At 36.9% G+C, this 21,744-nt stretch carries 19 protein-coding genes, 1 tRNA gene and 1 pseudogene; 5 read left to right on the forward strand and 16 right to left on the reverse strand.

The genetic code is table 11. The features are described 5' to 3' along the window. Nucleotides 1–80 precede the first annotated feature (80 nt). Nucleotides 81–267 (forward strand): annotated as a pseudogene (locus tag ACFIO5_RS07895) (helix-turn-helix transcriptional regulator). 103 nt (nucleotides 268–370) lie between these two features. Here ACFIO5_RS07895 and ACFIO5_RS07900 read toward each other — a convergent pair. The 8 genes from ACFIO5_RS07900 to rpmH form a co-directional block, all read right to left on the reverse strand. Beyond that, nucleotides 371–455: transfer RNA gene (locus ACFIO5_RS07900), tRNA-Leu, on the reverse strand. Between the two features lie 114 nt (nucleotides 456–569). After that, nucleotides 570–1,190 (reverse strand): 2,3-bisphosphoglycerate-dependent phosphoglycerate mutase, encoded by a 621-nt coding sequence (locus ACFIO5_RS07905; RefSeq protein WP_375633246.1) that lies wholly within the window; start codon nucleotides 1,188–1,190, stop codon nucleotides 570–572. A gap of 28 nt (nucleotides 1,191–1,218) precedes the next feature. Continuing rightward, nucleotides 1,219–2,031: a 4-hydroxy-tetrahydrodipicolinate reductase gene (gene dapB, locus ACFIO5_RS07910; RefSeq protein ID WP_375633245.1), complete on the reverse strand. Its 813-nt coding sequence runs from the start codon at nucleotides 2,029–2,031 to the stop codon at nucleotides 1,219–1,221. Between the two features lie 1,129 nt (nucleotides 2,032–3,160). Further along, nucleotides 3,161–3,853, reverse strand: a complete 693-nt coding sequence (locus tag ACFIO5_RS07915; RefSeq protein ID WP_375633244.1) for a glutathione S-transferase family protein — start codon at nucleotides 3,851–3,853, stop codon at nucleotides 3,161–3,163. A gap of 139 nt (nucleotides 3,854–3,992) precedes the next feature. Continuing rightward, nucleotides 3,993–4,637, reverse strand: a complete 645-nt coding sequence (gene yihA / locus ACFIO5_RS07920) for a ribosome biogenesis GTP-binding protein YihA/YsxC (RefSeq protein WP_375633243.1) — start codon at nucleotides 4,635–4,637, stop codon at nucleotides 3,993–3,995. Further along, nucleotides 4,634–6,472: a membrane protein insertase YidC gene (gene yidC / locus ACFIO5_RS07925; protein ID WP_375705204.1), complete on the reverse strand. Its 1,839-nt coding sequence runs from the start codon at nucleotides 6,470–6,472 to the stop codon at nucleotides 4,634–4,636. Before yidC ends, yihA begins: the two co-directional genes overlap by 4 nt. After that, complete coding sequence (rnpA, locus tag ACFIO5_RS07930; RefSeq protein ID WP_375705205.1) at nucleotides 6,462–6,854, reverse strand: ribonuclease P protein component; 393 nt, start codon at nucleotides 6,852–6,854, stop codon at nucleotides 6,462–6,464. The genes yidC and rnpA overlap by 11 nt, the downstream gene beginning before the upstream one ends. Nucleotides 6,855–6,971: 117 nt before the next feature. Further along, nucleotides 6,972–7,106, reverse strand: a complete 135-nt coding sequence (gene rpmH, locus ACFIO5_RS07935) for a 50S ribosomal protein L34 (RefSeq protein ID WP_005864709.1) — start codon at nucleotides 7,104–7,106, stop codon at nucleotides 6,972–6,974. Between the two features lie 582 nt (nucleotides 7,107–7,688). Here rpmH and ACFIO5_RS07940 point away from each other — a divergent pair. Then, the gene (locus tag ACFIO5_RS07940) at nucleotides 7,689–8,750 is read left to right on the forward strand and encodes an Mrp/NBP35 family ATP-binding protein (RefSeq protein WP_375705206.1); all 1,062 of its coding nucleotides are present in this window, start codon (nucleotides 7,689–7,691) and stop codon (nucleotides 8,748–8,750) included. Nucleotides 8,751–9,060: 310 nt separating this feature from the next. On the opposite strand, the gene ACFIO5_RS07945 is transcribed toward ACFIO5_RS07940, so the two are convergent. From ACFIO5_RS07945 to ACFIO5_RS07975, 7 genes are all read right to left on the reverse strand, one after another. Then, entirely contained in the window at nucleotides 9,061–9,855 is a 795-nt protein-coding gene (locus tag ACFIO5_RS07945; protein WP_375634920.1) for a pyrroline-5-carboxylate reductase, read from the reverse strand. Nucleotides 9,856–9,911: 56 nt separating this feature from the next. Next, on the reverse strand, nucleotides 9,912–10,157 hold the full coding sequence (locus ACFIO5_RS07950; RefSeq protein WP_330168884.1) for a hypothetical protein: 246 nt from the start codon (nucleotides 10,155–10,157) through the stop codon (nucleotides 9,912–9,914). Nucleotides 10,158–10,259: 102 nt separating this feature from the next. After that, on the reverse strand, nucleotides 10,260–10,628 hold the full coding sequence (locus tag ACFIO5_RS07955) for a YraN family protein (protein ID WP_375633258.1): 369 nt from the start codon (nucleotides 10,626–10,628) through the stop codon (nucleotides 10,260–10,262). Nucleotides 10,629–10,632: 4 nt separating this feature from the next. Further along, on the reverse strand, nucleotides 10,633–11,520 hold the full coding sequence (gene rsmI / locus ACFIO5_RS07960; protein ID WP_375633239.1) for a 16S rRNA (cytidine(1402)-2'-O)-methyltransferase: 888 nt from the start codon (nucleotides 11,518–11,520) through the stop codon (nucleotides 10,633–10,635). A 2,064-nt stretch (nucleotides 11,521–13,584) separates the two neighbouring features. Continuing rightward, on the reverse strand, nucleotides 13,585–15,249 hold the full coding sequence (locus ACFIO5_RS07965; protein WP_375634918.1) for an electron transfer flavoprotein-ubiquinone oxidoreductase: 1,665 nt from the start codon (nucleotides 15,247–15,249) through the stop codon (nucleotides 13,585–13,587). A gap of 3 nt (nucleotides 15,250–15,252) precedes the next feature. Then, nucleotides 15,253–16,173: an electron transfer flavoprotein subunit alpha/FixB family protein gene (locus tag ACFIO5_RS07970; RefSeq protein WP_375634916.1), complete on the reverse strand. Its 921-nt coding sequence runs from the start codon at nucleotides 16,171–16,173 to the stop codon at nucleotides 15,253–15,255. Nucleotides 16,174–16,224: 51 nt separating this feature from the next. After that, the gene (locus tag ACFIO5_RS07975) at nucleotides 16,225–16,971 is read right to left on the reverse strand and encodes an electron transfer flavoprotein subunit beta/FixA family protein (protein ID WP_375621633.1); all 747 of its coding nucleotides are present in this window, start codon (nucleotides 16,969–16,971) and stop codon (nucleotides 16,225–16,227) included. A gap of 514 nt (nucleotides 16,972–17,485) precedes the next feature. On the opposite strand from ACFIO5_RS07975, the gene ACFIO5_RS07980 reads away from it, so the two are divergent. The 3 genes from ACFIO5_RS07980 (at nucleotide 17,486) to ACFIO5_RS07990 (ending at nucleotide 20,215) form a co-directional block, all read left to right on the forward strand. Continuing rightward, complete coding sequence (locus ACFIO5_RS07980) at nucleotides 17,486–18,304, forward strand: hypothetical protein (RefSeq protein ID WP_375684174.1); 819 nt, start codon at nucleotides 17,486–17,488, stop codon at nucleotides 18,302–18,304. A 178-nt stretch (nucleotides 18,305–18,482) separates the two neighbouring features. Continuing rightward, on the forward strand, nucleotides 18,483–19,403 hold the full coding sequence (locus ACFIO5_RS07985) for a sulfite exporter TauE/SafE family protein (protein ID WP_375634912.1): 921 nt from the start codon (nucleotides 18,483–18,485) through the stop codon (nucleotides 19,401–19,403). 2 nt (nucleotides 19,404–19,405) lie between these two features. Further along, a complete protein-coding gene (locus tag ACFIO5_RS07990; RefSeq protein WP_375701301.1) occupies nucleotides 19,406–20,215 on the forward strand; it encodes a TIGR02186 family protein in 810 nt (269 codons plus the stop codon). Nucleotides 20,216–20,237: 22 nt separating this feature from the next. Here the strand turns inward: ACFIO5_RS07990 and ACFIO5_RS07995 are convergent, their stop codons facing one another. After that, a complete protein-coding gene (locus ACFIO5_RS07995; protein WP_375618594.1) occupies nucleotides 20,238–20,519 on the reverse strand; it encodes a DUF6460 domain-containing protein in 282 nt (93 codons plus the stop codon). Nucleotides 20,520–21,744 lie beyond the last annotated feature (1,225 nt).

The following is a 21,744-nucleotide window of genomic DNA, read 5'->3' on the forward strand; positions in this document are numbered from 1 at the left end:
TTTTTAAAAACTGGAGTGCTCCACATGCCTCCCAGCACCCCCGCCCATTTAATTAATATAAAAAAGAGAAAGGTAATAAGATGATATTTGATGATGGAGATGGATATGTAATAACACGTGAGTGTGCAAAGTTTTTTAGTGTATCCACAACCACGATTCGTAATTAGGTGCTTCAAGGAGGGCCCAGAGCTATATAAGCTAGGGAGAGCAGTGAGATGGAGAAAGAAAGAGATCTTATCCTTCACTCCAAAGAAAAATAAGGAATAAATTAGCTAAAGTTGTATAAACCGTAGAAGGTGGTCTAAAAGTTGATCTTAAAATAGCTCTTTAAATAAAAAATCTATATATTTAATATGTTAAAGATACAAAATGGTGCCCAAAAGAGGACTCGAACCTCCACGCCTTACGGCACAGGTACCTGAAACCTGCGCGTCTACCAATTCCGCCATCTGGGCTTATAAAATTCATCTAAGCGCATGAAGCAACTCTGTCAATAAAATTATAGAATTTATTTTTTCAGCTTAAAACGATAGCATTGAACTTTTAAGGGAGATCATGATTTTAGAAGTTTAAGGTGTGAGGACTGTCTTTGATAAAATTGTTGAATCCGGATTAAATGTGTAAATAATAGGAATGCCGGTCGCTAATTCTTGAGATATAATTTCCTCACCGGAGAGACCTTCAAGCGCCATAATAAGAGCACGAAGAGAATTTCCATGTGCTGCGATCAAAACAGTTTGGGAGCGCAAAATATAAGGCTGGATATGGTAAAGATAATAAGGCCAGATGCGCGCACCGGTATCGCGTAGGCTTTCTCCATTCGGCGGCGCAATCGTATAGGAGCGGCGCCACATTTGCACTTGCTCCTGCCCCCATTGTTGGCGTACTTCATCTTTATTTAAACCAGAAAGATCACCATAATTACGTTCATTTAATGCGGGATTTTTTATCACTTCTAAATCTGATTGTCCCATTTGCTCTAAAATGTGCTGAGCGGTTTTTTGAGCTCGCTGTAAGGCAGATGTATAAGCGATATCAAACCTCAAACCATATTCTTTCAGTTTTTTTCCTGCTGCTATCGCTTCTGCATGACCTTTTTCTGTTAAATCGGGATCTTTCCAACCGGTAAAAAGGTTTTTGAGATTCCATTCACTTTGTCCATGACGAATTAGTGTAAGTATGCGTCCCATTATAAATTGCCTCTATTCTATTGATTGTTTAAAATTTATCGTTCAATCCCAAAACATCGAACATTGAATAAAGACCGCTTTCATGATTTTGTGCCCATAAAGCTGCTTTTAATGCGCCATTGGCAAAGATAGAGCGTTCTTGCGCTGTGTGTGAAAGAACAATGCGCTCATTGGGACCAGCAAAAATGACACTGTGTTCTCCAACAACTGTCCCACCACGTGAACAAGAAAAGCCAATGGTGCCTTTTTTGCGTTTACCTATATGACCATTGCGTTCGTTGACACGCACATTTTTAAGCATAACATTGCGCCCTTCAGCTGCTGCTTGGCCAAGAAGAAGGGCTGTTCCAGAAGGAGCATCAACTTTGTTAGCGTGATGCATTTCATAAACTTCGATATCAAAATCATCGGCTTCTAATGCTTTAGCGGCTTTCTTTACAAGGTTGGCTAAAAGATTTATTCCAAGGCTCATATTCCCGGATTTGACAATAGTTGTATATTTCGCAAAATCTGCAATTTTTTCTTCTTCTGTTTTGCTAAATCCTGTGGTGCCAATAATATGGACAAGGCTTTTTTGAGCAGCGTAGTTAGCATAAAGAATACTGGCTTCTGGTTGTGAAAAATCTAAAATACCTTCTGTATTAGAAAAGGCATTTTCGGGATTGTCAGTGATACTAATCCCAAGAGAATCTGAACCAATTAATGCACTGGCATCTTTTCCTACAAACGGTGAGCCTTTACGTACAAGAACAGCACAAAGCTCTACATCTTTCCTCTGCTGGATTGCTGTAATGAGTTCACGTCCCATTCTTCCATTTGCACCAACAACTGTAAGGCGCATTTTTATCTCCTTATGATACTTTACTGTGCAGTATAGGCAAATTCTTGCCTTCTTTCCAATGGTTCTTTTTCTTTATAGAAAATTTTTTTCCTGCTTTAATTTATCTTGTTGTGCTGTAAAACACTGTCGTTTAGAGCAAGTGATATAAGATCTACAAATTTAAATAGAGATGTTTTTCGTTAGAGTGTGTGATGAATATTCTTAAGTAAGGTTTGCTTATGAAACCTAATGAAGATTGTGTATTACTTTACGCTTTTGTTTCTTTCGTTCTTTAAAGGAGAGCGTTCTTCATGCAAAATAAGATCTTCCAAACAAAATAGACCTATATTGTCAATTCATGCGCTTTTCTTAAAGAAATATATTTATCAATTCTTCTAAACTTATTTTATGATAGTGCTCGTGAGTGGTATCACGAGAGAGTATCCATGAATAATATAAAATCTATTTTGCGCCACTATCTTTATGCTTCATGAATAGAGCAAATCAGCATTATCATACGTTTTGTTAGCCTTTAATGTTTTAACAATTCTTGGCACTTAGTCATTTTCACTCATCAATTCCATTTGTGACGCATAAGAAAACGATTATTTATCATTGTATATCAATATGTTATACATAAATAAAATCACGTAAAAAGGAGTAAAAACAAGGGGCTAACAAGAAGTTGGATTGTTTACACACGAGAGTTGGCCGGATTCTTCATCTTTTAGGAAAGTCAGTTGAAAAAATTGTTATGTTGTAAAAAACGCATGATGAGGCTTTGTTTATTATAGAGAAAATAGGATATATATTATGCAATGCGTTTTTTCATATATTGGGAAGAATGGAGTATAACATGCGTTAAGTATTGTTATTTTATTTGCCTAGCTTCCAATGATGCTACAGTTCTTGTATTTAAAGAGAGTCTTTAAAATCCTTTCTTAAGTATTTTTTATCCCTGTGCTGATCTTTTTTGTGACACGATAAGAAAGTGATTTTTGTGATTCAATTATAATGGGTTTTATTCTCTGTTTAATGCGATCATAAATCAATGTATTATTATATTGTTTATACGCATGCATAAAAATTCATAAACCTATAAATATCCTTTAGATAGAATATCACTTTTATTTTTGTTTGTGAGAGAAGGCTAGAAATCAAGATCTGCATAGTGAGCACTTGCAACAATTCCGCGGACGCGATCTGTTAAAAGAGAACGAAAAGAAGGGCGTGATTTAATTCTCATATACCAGTCTTTGGCAGCAGGAGATTGTTCCCAGTCAATTTCCCCTAGAAAGTCAAGTACAGAAATAGAGGCTGCTGCTGCTAGATCTGCATAGGACAAGGCAGAACCGACTAAGCTATCGCGAGAGGCGCAGAGCCAATTGAGATAGTTCATATGTGGTAAAATATTGGCACGTGCATTGCGTAAAATTTGTGAATTAGGAGCACCACCGCCAATGGCAAGTGGCATTTCACGTTTATGGATTCGTTCTCGTACGATATGGCGCGTTGCTTCATTTTCGAATTTATTTAAGAACCAGTCATTGAGACGGCGTACTTCCGCACGATCTAAAGGATTTTCCGGAAAGAGCTTATTTTCTTGTCGTAAACTTCCATGTGTTTCGTCTAAATATTCGCAGATAACAAGAGGACCTGATAATGGAACCTCGTGTTCATCGAGAAAAACAGGAACATGACCAGCGGGATTGAGGGCTAGAAATTCGTGTCTTCTTGCCCATTCATATTCTTCAATCAGTTGAATAGTTACACCATATTCCCCAAGAATGAGGCGTATGAAGCGCGAGGCAGCGGATAGGGGAGAGTGAAAAAGTGTCAGCATAATTTACACTATCAAATAGAGTTGAAGAGAATTCTTTCAAGTAATCATTTTTATAAAGATGCTTGACTAGAAGTACAAGATCATTAGTAGCTGCTAGTAATTATAATTAATAAATTGTTAATGACTAGGAATTGTTCTCTTATGCGATGGTTTGCAAAATGGCAGCACGTAATTCCTCTAAACCGATAGCTTTTTCTGAAGAGGTTACAAGAAGCTCAGGATAAGCTGCTGAGCGTTTAAGAAGCTTTGTTTGTGTGCTCATAATTAATTTTTCCAAGGCATTTGATTTGATTTTATCGCTTTTTGTCAAAACAATGTGATAAGAAACAGCTGCTTTATCAAGGAGAGCAAGAACATCTTCATCATTATTTTTAATTCCGTGCCGTGAATCAATCAAGATATATACACGTTTTAACGTTGTGCGCCCCCGTAAATAGCTAAAAATCAAATTTGTCCACGCATCAACAAGATTTTTAGGAGCAGCAGCAAAACCATAACCAGGCATATCTACTAATGCTAGAGGGGGAAGGTCTCCTAGTTGCCCACTGAATCCATCGGGGACAAAATAATTAAGCTCTTGAGTCCGTCCTGGTGTATTTGAGGTACGTGCTAAGCTTTTTTGTTGGACGAGTGCGTTGATTAAAGATGATTTTCCAACGTTGGAACGTCCTGCAAATGCAATTTCCGGTGGTCCTTCGGGGGGGAGAAAGCGTATTGCTGGTACACCACGAATAAAAATCCAATTACGAGAAAAAATTCCAGAAAGGGAAGAATCTCTTGTCATTCATGCACTTCTTTTTTGGGTGATCTTCTCCAGATGGCTTTCAGATTATCAAAAAGCTCAATTTTAACTCCTTGGCGCTTCATCATGATACCTTGCTGAATAATTGATAATATATTATTCCATGCCCAATAGATGACGAGACCAACAGGGAAAGAGGCGAGCATAAAAGTAAAGACAACAGGCATCCATGTGAATATCATCGCTTGGGTTTGGTCTTGAGGAGCAGGATTCATACGCATTTGTAAAAACATCGTTATTCCCATAATCAAAGGCCATGCACCAATCAGAAGAAATGTTGGCGTTGTATATGGCAAGAGACCAAACAAGTTAAAAAGAGAAGTTGGATCGGGTGCCGCTAAATCTTTAATCCAGCCAAAGAAAGGGGCATGGCGCATTTCAATGGTGATATAGAGAACTTTATAAAGAGCAAAGAATATTGGGAATTGAACCAACATTGGCCAACAACCAGCAAGGGGATTAATTTTTTCGGTTTTATATAGTTCTATTATTGCTTGTTGTTGCTTGGTTCTATCATCGGGATATTTTTCTTTTATTTCTAGCAACCGCGGTTGTAAAAGCTTCATGCGTGCCATAGATTTATAAGATTTATTGGCTAGAGGAAAAAGAAGAGTTTTTAAGAGCACCGTGACAAGAAGGATGGCGATACCAAAATTTCCTGTTTGTTTATAAAGAACATCAATGAGAGAAAACATTGGTTTGGTGATGAAATCAAACCAACCCCAGTCAATTAAAAGAGCAAACTTTTTGATTTTTAGATCATTTTGATAGTTATTAATAATTTCAACTTGTTTTGCACCAGCAAAAAGCCGATTTGTAATAGTTTTTGTTTCATTTGGAGCAATCGTTAAAAGCGATCCTAGCAAGTCAGACTGATAATGCGTTTGCAAACGATCAAAATAAATAAAACGGCTTGTATATTCTTTATTTTGCGGGGGAATAACTGCTACAGCCCAATATTTATCGGTAATACCAATCCAACCTCCTGTTACTTTGGAGAAAGTCATACTTTTCTGCCCATTATCAGAATTCGGGTCAAGCTCTGCTAAGGTTTTATATTTTTCAGTTTTGAGCGAATCTCCTGCAATACCTATCATACCTTCATGAAGTAAATAGGTTGCATTTGTATGTTCTGGTGGTGCTGCACGTGCAACGCGGGCATAGGATGAGAGATATATTGGTTGATCACTTTCATTGCTGATAGAATCTTCAATGGTAAACATGAAATGATCATCAACAGAAAGAATACGCCGGAAGATCTGTCCTTGTCCATTATTATAAATTAAAGTGATGGGTGTTGAAGGAGTCAGGATTGTATTGTTTCCCTCTATTTGCCATTGTGTATCCGATTGTGGCAAAGCTTTTGCTGGTAAAGATGCACTTGCAAAACCAAATTCAGCAAGGTAAGTCGTTTTGAAACCCTTAGGATTCAGCAAATCGATTTCCGGTGATTTTTTATCGACTGTTAAACGATATTTTTTGAGGTGAAGATCATCAAATTGTGCACCAACAAGATTAATAGAGCCTTCCAGTTCATTGGTTTTGATCGCAATACGCTTTGTTTTGGCCAATACAGCTTTCCGGATTTCAGGTGTCATTGGCTGTTCGATGATAGATGTTGCTTGATGCGTTGAGGTATCGTCAGAAAAATTCGTCGTGGTAGTAGAAAGGGTTGATTGTTGTTTTGACAATTGCTGTGCGATGACTTGTTGTTTTTGTAACTTTGCTTGTTTGGGAGCAACATGAAGAAATTGCCATGCGATGAGCACTACGAAAGATAAGCCAATAGCGATAAAGAAATTGCGGTTATATTCCATCCGTACACCCTTGTTGTTGTTGCTGATGTTTTATTTTTGGTTTTATTCGCCGATTTAATTCACTAATCAAGGATGTAAAAGGTGCATATAACACATCACGGTACGCTACAATGACATAGTCTGTTCCTGCTTCCATGTGGTTTGTTACACCAACTCTCACGGCTTCACGCAAGCGCCTTTTAATACGATTACGTTTCACAGCATTACCGTTTTTACGGGTAACAGTGAAGCCTACACGTGCAAAAAGAGAATCTTTTCTTTCTGTTGTTTGTTCACGAGATTTAACTTCGAGCAAAAATAAAGGACCACGTCGTTTTTCTCCTGTACGGACAGCCAAAAAGTCTGCTCTTTTGCGAATACGGCAGGGATGTTTTTTCTTCATAAAAGAATATTTCGCAATTTCATTAAATGCCTGCAAGCAGACATTGTAGGTTCATAATAAAAGTTTCACAACGAAGAAACGATGAGCAATTCTCAACGGTTGTGAAAATTTAAATGGTTAAGCAGAAAGCCGCTTACGTCCACGAGCACGTCTTGCAGCAATAACTTTACGTCCTCCAGCTGTGGCCATGCGTGCACGAAACCCATGGCGGCGTTTACGGACAAGTTTAGAGGGTTGGTAAGTACGTTTCATTTATTTAAATACCGCGGAGTGCGGCCCTTCTTAATCTTCGTTTTATGAGTAGTTATGCGCGAGATAAACAATTTTATCCTATCATACGGCTGTTAACCCATAAGGAAAAATATAAAAAAAGTCAATCTTAGATTGTTTTTCTCTCTCTTGAAAGAATACAAAACACCTTATAACTATCTGTGATGCTTTTTTACAATACTGTAGGAGTGTTAGAAAATAACGATTGAATCTACAGAACATAAATGGCTAGGGACTTAAAGAATTAAAGAAGATGTGACTGATTACTGTATGCTAAATTTAAAATATCCTTTAAGATTAAGAGTTTTTTTCAGTTTTTTTTTACAAAATTTTTATCAGAATATTTATTAAAGTGGTTGTAGCACAAACGTGATTGATAGGATTTTATAGCAGATTTTATGTTTGAGCTTCTTTATTTTAAGGATGGTTTCATATTTTTAAAGAGATAAGAGATGTATACTTTATAATGCTGAGTAAAGTAGAAAATTATCAGGTGATGAACCTTGTAAGTATTTTTCGTTCTTATGCTTATATTTGCTGGTATTTTTATAGAGAGGAAAGAACATGGATCTTATCACAAGTGAGGCTGTCCGTAACGTATTACGTACAATCAAAGGACCAGATCTTGAAAGCGATATTGTGTCGTTGGGTCTTCTTTCAGAAATATTGATTGCTGATGGTAAGGTTTTCTTTTCCATTACAGTTCCTGATGGAGGTGTGCAAAAATGGGAATCATTGCGTCGTTCTGCTGAAAAGGTGGTATGTGCTTTGGAGGGAGTGAAATCTGCTGTTGTTACACTTACAGCAGAAAAAATAACAAAGACAGCACCTAGTCGGAGAGCAAATCTCTTACCGATCAAAATGCCCATAGAAGGTGTGCAGCATGTGATTGCTGTTGCTTCTGGAAAAGGAGGGGTCGGAAAATCGACGATGGCAATAAATATCGCCTTAGCTTTACAAGATTCTGGTTTCAAGACGGGGGTGATGGATGCTGATATTTATGGTCCATCTTTGCCGCGTTTGACAGGACTTGTTAATCAAAAACCACAGCTCATTGGAGAAAAAAAAATTCAACCTCTTGAAAAATTCGGACTTAAATTGATGTCGATGGGATTTTTGGTTGAGGAAGAAAAGCCGGTAGTATGGCGTGGTCCTATGGTTATGGCAGCGGTAACGCAATTGTTACGAGACGTTTTATGGGGACCTCTGGACGTTTTAGTCGTTGATATGCCGCCCGGTACAGGGGATGCACAACTAACGCTTGCACAACAGGTACAATTAACAGGTGCGTTGGTTGTCTCTACGCCCCAAGACCTTGCTTTAGTGGATGCGCGTAAAGCAATAGAAATGTTCATGAAAGTCAATGTTCCTATTTTAGGAATCATTGAGAATATGAGTTATTTTATCGCTCCTGATACGGGAAAACGCTATGATATTTTTGGCTATGGTGGTGCACGGGCAGAAGCGGAACGTCGAGAAGTCCCTTTCTTAGCGGAAATACCGCTTGATGCAGCTTTACGATTTTCTTCAGATGAGGGGATCCCTATTTTTGTTGCTAAGCCTAGTGAAGAGCATACTAAACTGTATCGTAAAATTGTTGATCAAATAAAAAATCAACTTTTTTAAATGGATGTTTGTTTAAGAGAGTTTATTAAAACACAATTATGGAAGACGTAAAAATAGTTGCTTCTTTGTAAGGGGAAGTTTTAATGTGTGAGTGGAGTATATAGGTTAAATAAACAAAAAATTATTCATACGTTTGGGTAACCTGAAGGGGACCCAAATTAGAAGAGATAGAGCCATGAGGTAGAAAAAAATATTGGACTTGAGGCAAAAAGAAGAAGACCGAAAATAAAAATATTTTAGAAAAATTGTAAAAGGTTGTAAAAAATATTTTAAAAATCATTTTTTGATACGAGTTTTCTTGATATAAATCTCAACATTTCTTTTTAGAAGCATTCATTTTTTGCAAAGTAGCCTCAAGAGCTGTTGTTAAAGCATTCCTTCCTCCTTGATGAGAAAAGTAATTTGACAAAAATTCATTTGTTCCACCCTTTGTTGAAAACTCTTTTTCAAGCAGTGCAAAATCGAGAGATACAGAACGATCCGTTGCTATAGTTTTACGCATTTCATCTGTAAGATTTCCAAACATCATGGTAAGGAATTCTGCTGATTGCTGTTTTTTTAACCCTTGTGTTATAAACCATTGATGGGCAGTTTCTATAAAATTAAAATATACTCCCATAAGTGAACCAGCTGTCATAAAAAGATTAAACTGCTCTTCCTTATCCAGCACCAATGTGCCCCCCAATGCATCAAATAAAGTGCGTAAAAAGGGATGATTGGGATAGATTGGTGTCAAATTTTTGCATTCTGCAACAAAAGGTAATGGAACAGCACGATAAACTTTATGATTAATCCACTTTTCTATTTCTGCTGCTTTTGCCATAGCAAGTACGGAAATAACCAGCTGTTCTGGACGAAAACGAAGAGAGCACAAAACGTCTTCTGCAATTTGGTTGGGCAAGCAAAGAAAAACACAATCACTAACATCGAGCAACGCTTGGTTATTTTCAGCAATCATAACTTTATCATAAGTGCGTGAAAGGCGCTTTGCTGTTTGTGCATTGCGAGGCGAAACAATAATGGAAGAAACATCAAAGTTGCTTTTCATTAAGCCATTCACCATTGAAGCACTGATTGTACCCGTTCCCAAAAAGCCAAGTCTCATTATCTATTTCTCAGTTTCATCTTTTAAAAGGAATTTCAATCAACATTTCAGGTGTTTTAACTAACATAAACGCTAATTGAAGAAGCAACACATAACATAGCAAAAATAATCAAGCCCAAATAGATTTTAGGCTTGTCAAAGAGAACGGCAAAAGCAGAAAACCAACCAACAACAGCTGCGGCTAATGCAAATAAAAACCCCGGTTTATTCATAAGCACAATATGCATTGCCATTAAGCCACCAATAATTAGCGCTCCAAAAACAATGAGCAAACCTGTTGCAAACTTTTCATAATCATCCATATTTCGCTCCTTATAGCGCTTAATTATTACACACTTTTTAACGCATATGCACATAAAAACGAAATGTTTTTTATTGAATATGGTTAAAACGGGGGGTGCCGTTTATTGATTAGATGTAAAAAATGCAGGGATATGCTGTGGCCAACGCCAAGGTAAAATTGCAATTAAATCAAAGCGTACAGACAAAAGGGCATAATCTTTTTGCCGTGCGAGCCAAATATCGGCAGCTGCCTTAATTCGCTTTTCATTCATTCGGGAAACCGCTTCCATTGCTTCAGCCAACGTTGAACGTGCTTTAACTTCAACGATTAACACAAGATTTCCGCGTCGTGCAATTAAATCAATTTCTCCACATTTTGTTTTAAAACGCCTTTCGGCAATGTGAAACCCTTTGCAACGTAGCCACCAAGCTGCCAATTTTTCTGCACGAACCCCTCGATAAAAAGACTTTTGTCTGCGTTTTTTTTGTATCATTTTACGCATTTTTTAAAAAGATTAATCGCTGAAAAAGTTCCTGCTTTTTAAAACCAGTTTTTTTTGCAACAAAAGCTGCCGCTTGAGCAGCAGAATGTGTCCGTGCGCGTTCTAATAGCATTTCATCAATTTCTTGATCACTTATCACATTTAAAGAAGAAGATGATTCTCCAACAAGGACAACAATTTCCCCACGAATATGTGCTTGTTTTCTGTAATTTTCTAACAAATTTCCCAAATTGGAAACATCTACTGTTTCAAACTTTTTTGTTAATTCACGACAAATGGCAGCAGGTCGATCAGCCGAAAAAAGAGTGACCATATCCTGTAAAGTTTCAACAAGACGATGCGGTGATTCATAAAAAATCAAAGTTGCTGGAATCTCTTTTAATTGTTCCAACCGTTTTCGGCGCTGTAGCTTTCGTGCACTCAAAAAACCTGCAAAAAAAAAGCTATCAGTAGGAAGCCCTGTCGGTATAAGAGCGGCTAAAAGAGCGGATGCTCCAGGAATAGGAATAATTTTATGACCAGCTTTACGGGACTCTTCCACCAATCGAAATCCAGGATCAGAAATAAGTGGTGTTCCGGCATCTGAAACAAGTGCTACTGTTTTGTTTTCTGCTAAAGCCGCTAAGAGCTTCGGACCCGCTTTTTGCGCATTATATTCATGATAGAGAAAAGGTTTTTTTTGAATACCGTAACGTTCCAACAAAACACGTGTTACTCGCGTATCCTCACACGCTAAAATATCAATTCCTGCAAGTACTTGCAAAGCACGAAGCGTAATATCTGCAAGATTTCCGATAGGTGTTGCCACAAGATAAAGCCCTGATTCTATAACGGGTGCAGAATAAGCATGCGCACCTATAAAATATGCTTTTTCACACATGCTCTTTTCTTTTCATTAAACTCTCCTCACCACAAGATTTTTATCCATACTCATAAGCCATTTTGGCTCATTTTTTACCAGCACATTTTTTATCATTACAAAGGCTTACCTTACTCGAATAATCGATTACACTACAATAAGATAATTTCATATTTAACGTCTTAATTTAACATTATTATCTATTTTGATCCGCGTTATTTTTTCCAGTAAAACAAATTCCAAATGTAACCAATATTCTATCAGCCCCATGATTTTCTATAAAGTTTTTCCTTCGAGAACCAAAAAACAATTTTGCGCATGTTATCATCTCATGCTTGTTTGTGCTCTTTTAAAAGCTAAGCTTTTTAGATTATTTCCATAACGCCGATTTTTCAAATATTCTATTGATATCCAAAATATTTTTCTGAGCAAATGTAAATAACTCCTTTTGAAACACATACAGTTAACTGGCAGCTGACTGTATTGTTATTAATCAAATATAAGCTCTTATCAGAAAAATACTTTATTTTTTCATATTCTCTACAGCTTTAACAGTATACAGTATAATGAGTACCTTAGAAAAGTTTAAGGCTAAATTTTATCTTAAAGATTTGATTTATAATGGAGAATTTATTATTTTGCTTATTGATTAGGAGCTTTAAATATCGTAAAATTATCTTAGTTCTTCTTATAGTCAATTAATCAAAATCATTTTCGTGCATCTTGAAACCTTCTCAAAGCAAAGATTATCGCATCATTGGGGATCGCAGAGAAAATGATGCTATTAGCTTGTGCTTTTTATTTCGTAAATGTGGAACTGTTCGTTCACAGGAGTGCGTTATACCTTTTTCGGATAGTGTCGCGAAATAATTGTTTGATATGTGTTGAGAGCTATTCTTAAAAATAAGCCCATGACTGAACAACACAAGTTTGCTTTAATTTTGGATACCTTATTTTTTCTGAAGGATATGCTCCCATAAAAAAACGTAAGTAATAAAAGCGGGGACAATACGTTATCTCTTCTTTTTAGAGGATATTGTGATGCTTTTGAAAGTTTTAAAACCGAATGGACAGATGATAGTAAAGAGAAAAATAGTTTTTTTCCTTTCAGATTTCATATTCTTGCTAAATGAAGCTGTATTTTCGTTTCAGAGATTACTCAAATAGAATATGCAATATTTTTGCTCTAGCTACAAGAGCTGGAACGGCGTGCAGAGCTTTCATTCACCTTAATCTTTCTTTTAAATATACCACTTGTGTTCAATTTGGATGTTGATTTACAAGCAATAGCGAAAGCACAAGCTTTATAAAAAAACAACTCTATAAAACGCGTCATAGAGTGGTCATGAAAGCTATTTTGTTTTTTATCAGGTGTTTTGCTAATAGCGATAGTCTCCATGGCTTGGCATCTGCTTATTCTTACGGTATTTGTACACATTCATTACAGTATATTGGTAAAGGTTAGATGCAAGGCGATTATCCTTGATGCAAAAATAAAGGGTTAATGTGAGATTAAAGATTTTTTCGTGTCATTATCAGTAGAAACATTATAAAGGGCTTGAACAAGCATGCTCTTTATCTCTTTATCTCACAATGTTTTTTCTACATTCATTCGTGGTTTTTCTTGAGTGAGCATTACTTGACAAGTGTAGGAGAAAAAATAAACTTGAATTGTACCTCCGTAGGTTTTGCTCTTGGCTAGTTAAAACGATTGATGTTTCTTATGAGAGGGCTAAAAGCATTTTGGATCATATGGGAGAGGGGGTAAAGTAGAACAGGCTTACTTTCCTTCAGGTTTTCGAGAACCGCGGCTGTTCCTTTATCGCAGAATTGTCATGAATATATTCATTATTGTTTTGTCATTTAAATAAAAAAATTTTGATAAAAATATGTTATGTTTTTCTATTGAAAAAAGTCATGCGGTAGGGAGAGTATTTTATATGAGAATAGAGTTCTTTTTACATTGTGAAAGAACGTATGCAGGAAGATAATTGATAGATTTCTGATCTGAGGGAAATATTTTTATCCATTGCGTTTTGTATATTTCAATTTTAGGAGAATGAACAATGATTATACATTGGAAAATTACATATTGGGATAGAAGGGGCCCTCATTGCCTTGCGGACAGATCCAAGTGATATTTTGGTTTGGGTCTTTGATGTCACACGTTTTACAATGTATACAATTTGAAGCGTTGATCATATAAGTCAGATGATCATTATACTCTAGCCACTCGTAGACAGCGGCGGGGCAATAGTTTGTGGAAGGTCCTCCGTAGATTGCATATTCAGAGTCCTTTTGCTTTTTTAATGAGGCTATTTTTAAATGGCAAGGTTGATTTTCTTCATGATGCGTATTGGAAAGGGCAACACTTGAAAGGCGATCAAAGGTTATAACGCCATCTGGTTTTGGGTAAGCAATGGGTTGAAATTTTTCTGCTGATTCAAGGCATGCATAATCTTCCTTTCCATGGGAGAGTGTTTTAAATAAGGAAAATCCGAACAGTTGTTGCCACCACATATCAAAACCGGCAAGTTTAATTCCATATTTTGTCCCATATTTTGCCCAGAGCGGTTTGGCATTTCGCACTTTATAAAGATCTTTGCCAATGAGCCCTTTTCGCCATTGTTCTTCGATTTCTTTAACCTCATCATGGGCACGCCCTTGTGCAAGAGCGGTAGCGATTTTATCGGCAGCTAATATGCCAGATAAGATGGCATTGTGTGATCCTTTGATACGAGGAACATTGACAAATCCAGCAGAGCAGCCAATAAGTGCCCCACCAGGAAAGGTGAGTTTTGGTACAGATTGCCAACCTCCTTCGCTGATAACACGTGCACCATAGGAAAGACGCTTTGCACCTTTAAAGATTTTATAGAGTTTTGGATGTGTTTTAAAACGTTGAAATTCTTCAAAGGGAGAAAGATAAGGATTTTTATAATCTAAGTGCACAACAAAACCGACAGAAATGATATTGTTTTCTTGGTGATAAATAAAGCCACCGCCACCGGTATTATTGTCTAAGGGCCAACCCGTGAAATGTTGCACTAAACCGCGTTGGTGTTTGTTGGGATCAATTTCCCAGAGCTCTTTGAGACCAAGACCAAATTTTTGTGGTTCACGATTTTTGCTAAGGTTGAAATGTTGTATCAGTTGTTTTGCAATTGAGCCGCGTGCTCCTTCCGCAATTAAAGTATATTTTGCCAATAAAGCCATACCAGGCATATAATTTTTTCCAGGAGTTCCATCTTTGTTAAGCCCCATATCTCCGGTGAGAACACCAATAATAGCTCCGTTATCTTTTTGGATGATGGGTTCTGTTGCTGCGAAACCAGGATAGATTTCAACACCCAATGCTTCAGCTTTTTTGCTTAACCAGCGGCAAACGTTTCCAAGCGAAACGATATAACACCCGTCATTTGATAAGATTTTGGGATGCAGAATATTAGGAAATATTGTAGCCTTTTGAGGCTTTAGAAAAAAAAATTGGTCACGGGTAACAGGGGTCGTGAAGGGATGATCATTGTCATTTCGCCATTCTGATAAGAGTGTATCGATACCAATGGGGTCAACAACTGCGCCAGAGAGAATATGTGCACCAACTTCGGTCCCTTTTTCAACAATTGTGACAGAAAGCTCAGGATTAATTTGTTTAAAACGAATTGCGGCAGAAAGCCCTGCAGGTCCTGCTCCGACAATGACTATGTCAAACTCCATACTTTCACGTTGGTCATGCAGAGGTGCTTTCATGGCTTATAAAGCTTTCTCCAATTCTGGAATAATTTGGTGGAGATCACCTACAAGGGTATAATCGGCAATTTGCATGATGGGAGCTTCTTCATCTTTATTAATGGCAACAATAATTTGTGCATCCATTATACCGGCTAAATGCTGGATTGCACCGGAAATGCCAACGGCGATATAGAGTTCAGGGGCAACGACTTTTCCTGTTTGTCCAATTTGCCAATCATTGGGAGCATAGCCTGCATCCACTGCTGCGCGGCTGGCACCTAAAGCAGCATTTAATTTGTTTGCAAGAGGAAGAAGCAGGGACATAAATTTCTCTTGAGAACCAAGACCACGCCCGCCTGATATAATAACACGTGCTGAGGTGAGATCAGGACGATCACTTTTGTTTGTCTCTGCTTTTACGAAAGAAGAAAGATTTGGATTGGGAGCTGGTGTTATTGTTTTAATGGGAGCAGAATTATTTTGGGAAGGCGTTGGGGTGAAAGAAGCGGTGCGAACTGTTATAATCTTTTTATAATCATTGGTGCGTACAGTTTCAAATGCATTGCCTGCATAAATTGGTCGTTTGAAGGTATTGGGTGAAAGAATGGCGGTAATATCTGAAATTTGCATAAGATCAAGAAGAGCTGCTACGCGCGGCATCACATTTTTCCCAGTACTGCTGGATGCTGCCATGATCACATCATAATCCTTTGCTAACATGAGAATTGTATCTGCCATAGGCTCGGCAAGTTGATGGGCTAAATAGTCTGCTTTTGCAATAAGAACTTGCCGCACACCATTAAGTTTAGCACTATTTTCCGCTATCGTTTGAATTTTTTCTCCGCAAACCAGAATATCGATATCATTACTGAGTACGCGTGCAGCGGTGAGTACTTTTGCTGTTTCTTCTGTATTATGATCGGCCAATAAAAGAATTGCCATAAGTTTTTGCCCTTTTATGTGAGTGTTGCTTTTACTCTAGTGGTGAGAATATTAAATGCAGTTCTTCTGTTTTAAGGCTCTGACAAGTTCTACTACATTTGCCACTTTTATACCGGATTGACGGGGTTTTGGCTCTTCAACGCTTAAAATTGTTAAGCGTGCTTTCGTATCGACGCCAAGATCAGTAAGAGATTTTTGTTCAATAATTTTCTTTTTTGCTTTCATGATATTGGGGAGAGAGGTGTAACGCGGTTCATTGAGCCGTAGATCGGCGGTCATAACCATGGGAAGGGGAAGACAAAGGGTTTGTGTTCCATTATCAACTTCACGAGTAACTGTAGCATGCCCATTTTCTATGTTAAGATGTGAGGCAAAAGTTGCTTGTCCCCACCCAAGAAGAGCAGCGAGCATTTGTCCTGTTTGGTTGCTATCGTCATCAATTGCTTGTTTTCCTAAAAAGACCATGTCGGGTTTTTCTTCATCAACAATGGTTTTGAGAATCTTAGCAATTGCTAAGGGTTCAAGTGTTTGATCCGTTGTGACAAGAAGTGCGCGATCAGCTCCCATTGCAAGTCCTGTTCGTAGAGTTTCTTGAGCTGCTTCTGGGCCAATTGAAACAAGAAGAACTTCTGAAATTTTACCGGATTCTTTTTGGCGAATGGCCTCCTCCACGGCTATCTCATCAAAAGGATTCATAGACATTTTTACGTGAGACAGATCAACGCCTGTACTATCGGGTTTGACGCGTATCTTGATGTTATAATCAACAACACGTTTGACAGCGACAATTATCTTCATAATGATCCTCTTTGTTTGTATGTTACAAGTTTATAGCAATACTCATAAGAAACCAAATTGTTTAGAATGAAGTCTCAATTTATAACTTGTGTTCTCTTTCGTATAAGCTTTTTTATGTTTACTTGTACTTTCTCGTCGTCATTTTCAATCTTCATATTTTTGCATTGCCATAATTGCCTTATTTGCTTGAATAAAAAGTAAAAAAATCAATCTGTCTTGTGAGAATATTCTTTTTTAGCTTCTTATGCTTTGTTTATGATGGTGCAATAGGTCCTTTATGCAATGAAAAATTAAGTGAAAAAGATAAAAATGGGGGGAATGATTTTGCTCTTCAAATCTTGAAGACAGAAAAATCAAAGATCTTTCTTTCAAATATTTTGGATAAAAATTGGGGAAAATATTTCTAATACAAAAGTTTTTGGGAGTTCTTAAAGCTCTATTTACTAAAATAGAGCACACTTTCTCATCATTTGTTGCGATTCTTTTCAAAAAGGTTAATGAGGGGTAGGCGTTTGTGAATACGAAGGGTCATACGATCGACCAGGCGACCAAACAGGTTAGGAACGATAAAGTCTTTTCTTTTGTTGAACAGAAAGAGAGAATGGATACTTCTGTAGAAGTAACGATGTCGGATATTGCTCAAAAATTACGCACCGTTTATGCGCAAATGCAAATGAAGCATTCGCCCCGTTCTTTAATGCAGCAGAGTTCTGTAGAAGAGCATTTTAAATCTTACTTAGATGATATTAGTCGGGCCATTTTGGCTGAACATTATATACGTCGTCAAAGAGAAAAAAAGCTTTTCCAGTTTTTAGAGCAGATTAAAACAATTGTTCAAAGTTTGCAGAGTGAAAAAAAAAGCTTAGAAGAAGCAGCGGTAACACGACGGGTGTCTCGTTCAAAATCACCTGATTCTGTTGTACAAAAACTTGCTCACATGGAATGTGAGGGAAATCAAGAACACTTATTACTTCAAAAGGTGGAAAATTTTTCGAAAGAAAACAGCATAATTTCACTCCAAACAAATGTTGAAAATACGTTGCAGCAAGAAAATAGAAGCCCTTTGCCCAGTGATGCTCTGAAATCTTCTTTTAAAAAGGCTGAGGGAGTAGTGAAGCATGCTGTGATAGAAGAAAAGGGGATGATGGGTGCTCAGGCATCTAATCATTGTATTGAGAATGATTTTTCTTCTTTAAGAACGCAGTCTCGGGAACATGTCTCGTTTTTATCTTATTTGGTAAAAAAAGGTATTCTTTGTTTTTTAACCGTTGCATTCGTGGTAGCGATAACGTTATGTTTTTATAGCTTTTTAAAAGGAGCTCGTTTTTTTTAATTTTTATGATGTTGATGTTAATAGATGTGAAATGTATTGCGCATTCGTGTTTGTGCGGAAGCTATAGAAACTAAAATTATCCTTTAAACACGCAACAGAGATTATTGGAAAAGAGGATAATTGGAGAAGGATTCTCTAATTGTTAAAAAAAACTCAAATTATCTTGAAGGTTCTGTAAGTGAGTATTTATTTACCAATTGCTGAAATGTCACTCAATATGCTGATCTTGATTGGTATGGGAGTCGTTGCTGGTTTTTTTTCAGGCCTTTTTGGAATCGGTGGTGGGTTTCTCATCACGCCGTTATTGATTTTTTATAATATTCCTCCTGCTATTGCTGTTGGAACAGGTGCCAACCAGATGATTGCGTCATCTGTAACAGGAGCAATTACACATTTTAGAAGACGTACGCTCGATATTAAACTTGGTATTCTTTTGGCGCTTGGAGGAGGGATTGGTTCTTTAATCGGGATTCAGGTTTTCTCTGTTTTGAAAAAGTTAGGTCAATTAGACTTAATGATTTCGCTTCTTTATGTGATTCTTCTTGGAAGTGTAGGAAGCTTGATGATCGTTGAAAGTTGGTATGATATGATGCGCAAGCGTAAGGCAGGAAAAGCCAATATTCGTCTTGCTGGTCGACATAACTGGATTCATCGCTTACCCTTAAAAATGCGTTTTCGGACATCTATGATATATGTTAGCATTATTCCAGTTTTAGGGATTGGTCTCATTGTGGGGTTGTTGTCTTCTATTATGGGAATTGGTGGGGGTTTCTTTATGATACCAGCATTGATTTATCTTCTGCGTGTTCCAACCAGTGTGGTGATTGGGACTTCACTTTTTCAGATTACATTTGTGTCTTCTTTCACGACAGTTTTGCAAAGTATGACTAATCAGTCCGTTGATATTGTCTTGGCTTTTTTGTTAATGCTTGGAGGAAGTATTGGTGCGCAATATGGAACACGAGTTGGACGGAAGTTAAAGGCTGAACAATTGCGTATGGCACTTGCATTTTTAGTGTTGATTGTGTGTATGCGTCTTGCTTTTCAATTATTTATACGCCCTGATAATCTTTTCTCTCTGGATATTCTTATGAGATAAAAATGGGTAGATTGTTTTCTTTATACATCATTGCAGGTTGCTTTTGTTTTATTTCTTTTTCTACATGGTCACATGTTGGGACGCCAGCTACATTCATTGATCAAGTTGACCACGAAACTGTCCAAATTATTGTAACAACGAATACGATTACTGTGGATGCAAATTTTGCTGGTCGTGATCTTTATATTGCTGGTGTTTTAGAAAATATTGATCCGTTATATTCTCGACAGAACCGTTATGATATTGTTGTAAGCTTGGAGGGACAAGATCGGACAATGGTGATGCGAGAAAAAAAACGCAATGCCGGTGTATGGGTCAATACAGATTCTCTTATTTTTAAAAAGGTTCCTCTTTTTTACTCTATGGTCACAACACGTGAAATTGGCGATATTACGAGCATTGAAGATTATAAACGCTTAGGGTTAGGATTACTCTATTTGCCATTGCAGACGGATGAACAAGATCAGAAAAAAATACAAATCTTTCGCGATGAACTTATAAAATTGCAAAAAGCTAAAAGCCTTTATTATGAGGAAGTGGGTGGGGTTCGTTTTGGTTCTGACACACTTTTCACAGCGCATTTTCGTTTGCCAGCAAATATCCCGGTTGGACATTATAAAGTTCGTGCTTATCTTTTTCGTGATGGACAGTTTATTGATAGTGCTACAACGACTCTTGAAATTGTTAAAGCACATATCACTTATACAATTTTTTATGCAGCGCACAAGTATCGTTTTTTATATGGTATTGTTGCAGTGGTTATTGCTATTACTACAGGATTTTTGTGTCGTTTGATTTTTCGAAAAGATTAACGCAAGGAAAATGTTAAGGCTTTTATTTTTTATGAAAAATTCGTAAGATAAGAAAAATAGGCACAACAACAATAGCTCCTGTCATAGTTATATGGAAGAAATTTGTAAGCGTTATAAATCCTGCTTCCCATAGTGATTGAAAAAAATCTACTATTTTTTGTATGAGGTTTCGAGGTGTCCATCCCAAAAAATTCATTACGATGCCAATGAAGAATGAAAGAATAAGCAATTTTAGACTAACGCGGCTTAATTTTTCTCTAAGAAACGCATGAAAAGAATTTAATAATTTTTTTTTTCGCTTCATTCTAAGATACTTTCGAAGATCGTGTTTTTTATTGTATTATCATAGTACAACGATGTTATTATCATAAAGGAAAAACATTTTTTTATTTTTTCTTACTTTTTTGAGTTTATCACCTTAGTCTGGTTAACGGTGCTGGTTTTTGAAATATACACATGTTTTATTGCATTTTTTGCGATATTTTCATGGCGCTTCTTTTATTAAATGAAGGGATATCCTTTCGTCTCGAGAATTTGTAGAGAAATTTTATAACGTTTCAGCATTTCTTATCAGAGTGAGAGTTCTAGTATATTGAAGATTTTGTAACGAACTTATTATTGTCGTGTATAGAAATAATATTTCAAGACAGTTTACTTAAAAAAGACTATCTATTCTAATAAGGGTGTGCTTATATAGGTATTATATTTAGATATTTCAACCTTAGTGCATTGAAAAGATCTTTTTTTTCTGAAAAAATGTAAGCAATGAATTGAGTGTTGTTAAAGGAGCAAAGGTATTAAATAGAATGTTGAAAAAGTTTTGTTATGTGCGGGTGCGTAAAGGAATATCGGGGGAGACCATGCTCCTTTTATTTAGAAATAAAATATAATTTAAAAGCTGTTATTTGGCAGAGGATTATGGAAAAATTCAAAATTCCTCTTGTAGGGGGAGGAGGTCATGTCGGTTGATGGGTGAATTTTCCTGTTTTGTTAAAATGTCAAATTGTTATTAGAGCTCTTTGTTATTAAGGCGCTTAAGCTAACAAGGAAGAGTCTTTTGATAGCATAAAAAGGCGAGAGGAAAGAAGAGACAAGCTTACCCGACAAAAGAGAGAAAATAGTGGTTTTATAGTCTTCAATTGTAGGCGTTATGACATCATGAATAGGCTCTGTTATGGGGGAGCATTCATTGTATGTCAGAGTGTTTGTTGTTGCATGTTTTGGTTTGTCTTGGCTTATAGGTGTGGGTAGAAGTCCGTGGTTGGTAAGTGGTGTTGTTTGAAGGTTTTAATAATACTTTGTTTGAGGCGCTTATGGGTCATCTAACCTTATTATTAAGCATGTGCTTGTTGTGTGGGAAATTTATATAGTAAACTTTAAAAGGAAAAGTCTATGAACTTGAAGAAAAAAATATTACAAAATAGCAGCTCTCTTGTTTCTGCTTTTATAGCTTTGGCGATGGTTGCACAACAAGCTTCAGCAAAAACACCGGCTGATACCCTTGTGATGGCTTGGAATCTTGATGCAAT

Source organism: Bartonella sp. AA86SXKL (assembly GCF_042196885.1).

Bases quoted from the DNA above. Each gene is read 5' to 3' on its own strand.
- ACFIO5_RS07940 (WP_375705206.1), top strand. From the start codon at position 7,689: ATGGATCTTATCACAAGTGAGGCTGTCCGTAACGTATTACGTACAATC.
- ACFIO5_RS07915 (WP_375633244.1), bottom strand. From the start codon at position 3,853: ATGCTGACACTTTTTCACTCTCCCCTATCCGCTGCCTCGCGCTTCATA.
- ACFIO5_RS07990 (WP_375701301.1), top strand. From the start codon at position 19,406: ATGGGTAGATTGTTTTCTTTATACATCATTGCAGGTTGCTTTTGTTTT.
- rnpA (WP_375705205.1), bottom strand. From the start codon at position 6,854: ATGAAGAAAAAACATCCCTGCCGTATTCGCAAAAGAGCAGACTTTTTG.
- dapB (WP_375633245.1), bottom strand. From the start codon at position 2,031: ATGCGCCTTACAGTTGTTGGTGCAAATGGAAGAATGGGACGTGAACTC.
- rsmI (WP_375633239.1), bottom strand. From the start codon at position 11,520: ATGTGTGAAAAAGCATATTTTATAGGTGCGCATGCTTATTCTGCACCC.
- ACFIO5_RS07975 (WP_375621633.1), bottom strand. From the start codon at position 16,971: ATGAAGATAATTGTCGCTGTCAAACGTGTTGTTGATTATAACATCAAG.
- ACFIO5_RS07905 (WP_375633246.1), bottom strand. From the start codon at position 1,190: ATGGGACGCATACTTACACTAATTCGTCATGGACAAAGTGAATGGAAT.
- ACFIO5_RS07965 (WP_375634918.1), bottom strand. From the start codon at position 15,249: ATGAAAGCACCTCTGCATGACCAACGTGAAAGTATGGAGTTTGACATA.
- ACFIO5_RS07945 (WP_375634920.1), bottom strand. From the start codon at position 9,855: ATGAGACTTGGCTTTTTGGGAACGGGTACAATCAGTGCTTCAATGGTG.
- rpmH (WP_005864709.1), bottom strand. From the start codon at position 7,106: ATGAAACGTACTTACCAACCCTCTAAACTTGTCCGTAAACGCCGCCAT.
- yidC (WP_375705204.1), bottom strand. From the start codon at position 6,472: ATGGAATATAACCGCAATTTCTTTATCGCTATTGGCTTATCTTTCGTA.
- yihA (WP_375633243.1), bottom strand. From the start codon at position 4,637: ATGACAAGAGATTCTTCCCTTTCTGGAATTTTTTCTCGTAATTGGATT.
- ACFIO5_RS07970 (WP_375634916.1), bottom strand. From the start codon at position 16,173: ATGGCAATTCTTTTATTGGCCGATCATAATACAGAAGAAACAGCAAAA.
- ACFIO5_RS07995 (WP_375618594.1), bottom strand. From the start codon at position 20,519: ATGAAGCGAAAAAAAAAATTATTAAATTCTTTTCATGCGTTTCTTAGA.
- ACFIO5_RS07950 (WP_330168884.1), bottom strand. From the start codon at position 10,157: ATGGATGATTATGAAAAGTTTGCAACAGGTTTGCTCATTGTTTTTGGA.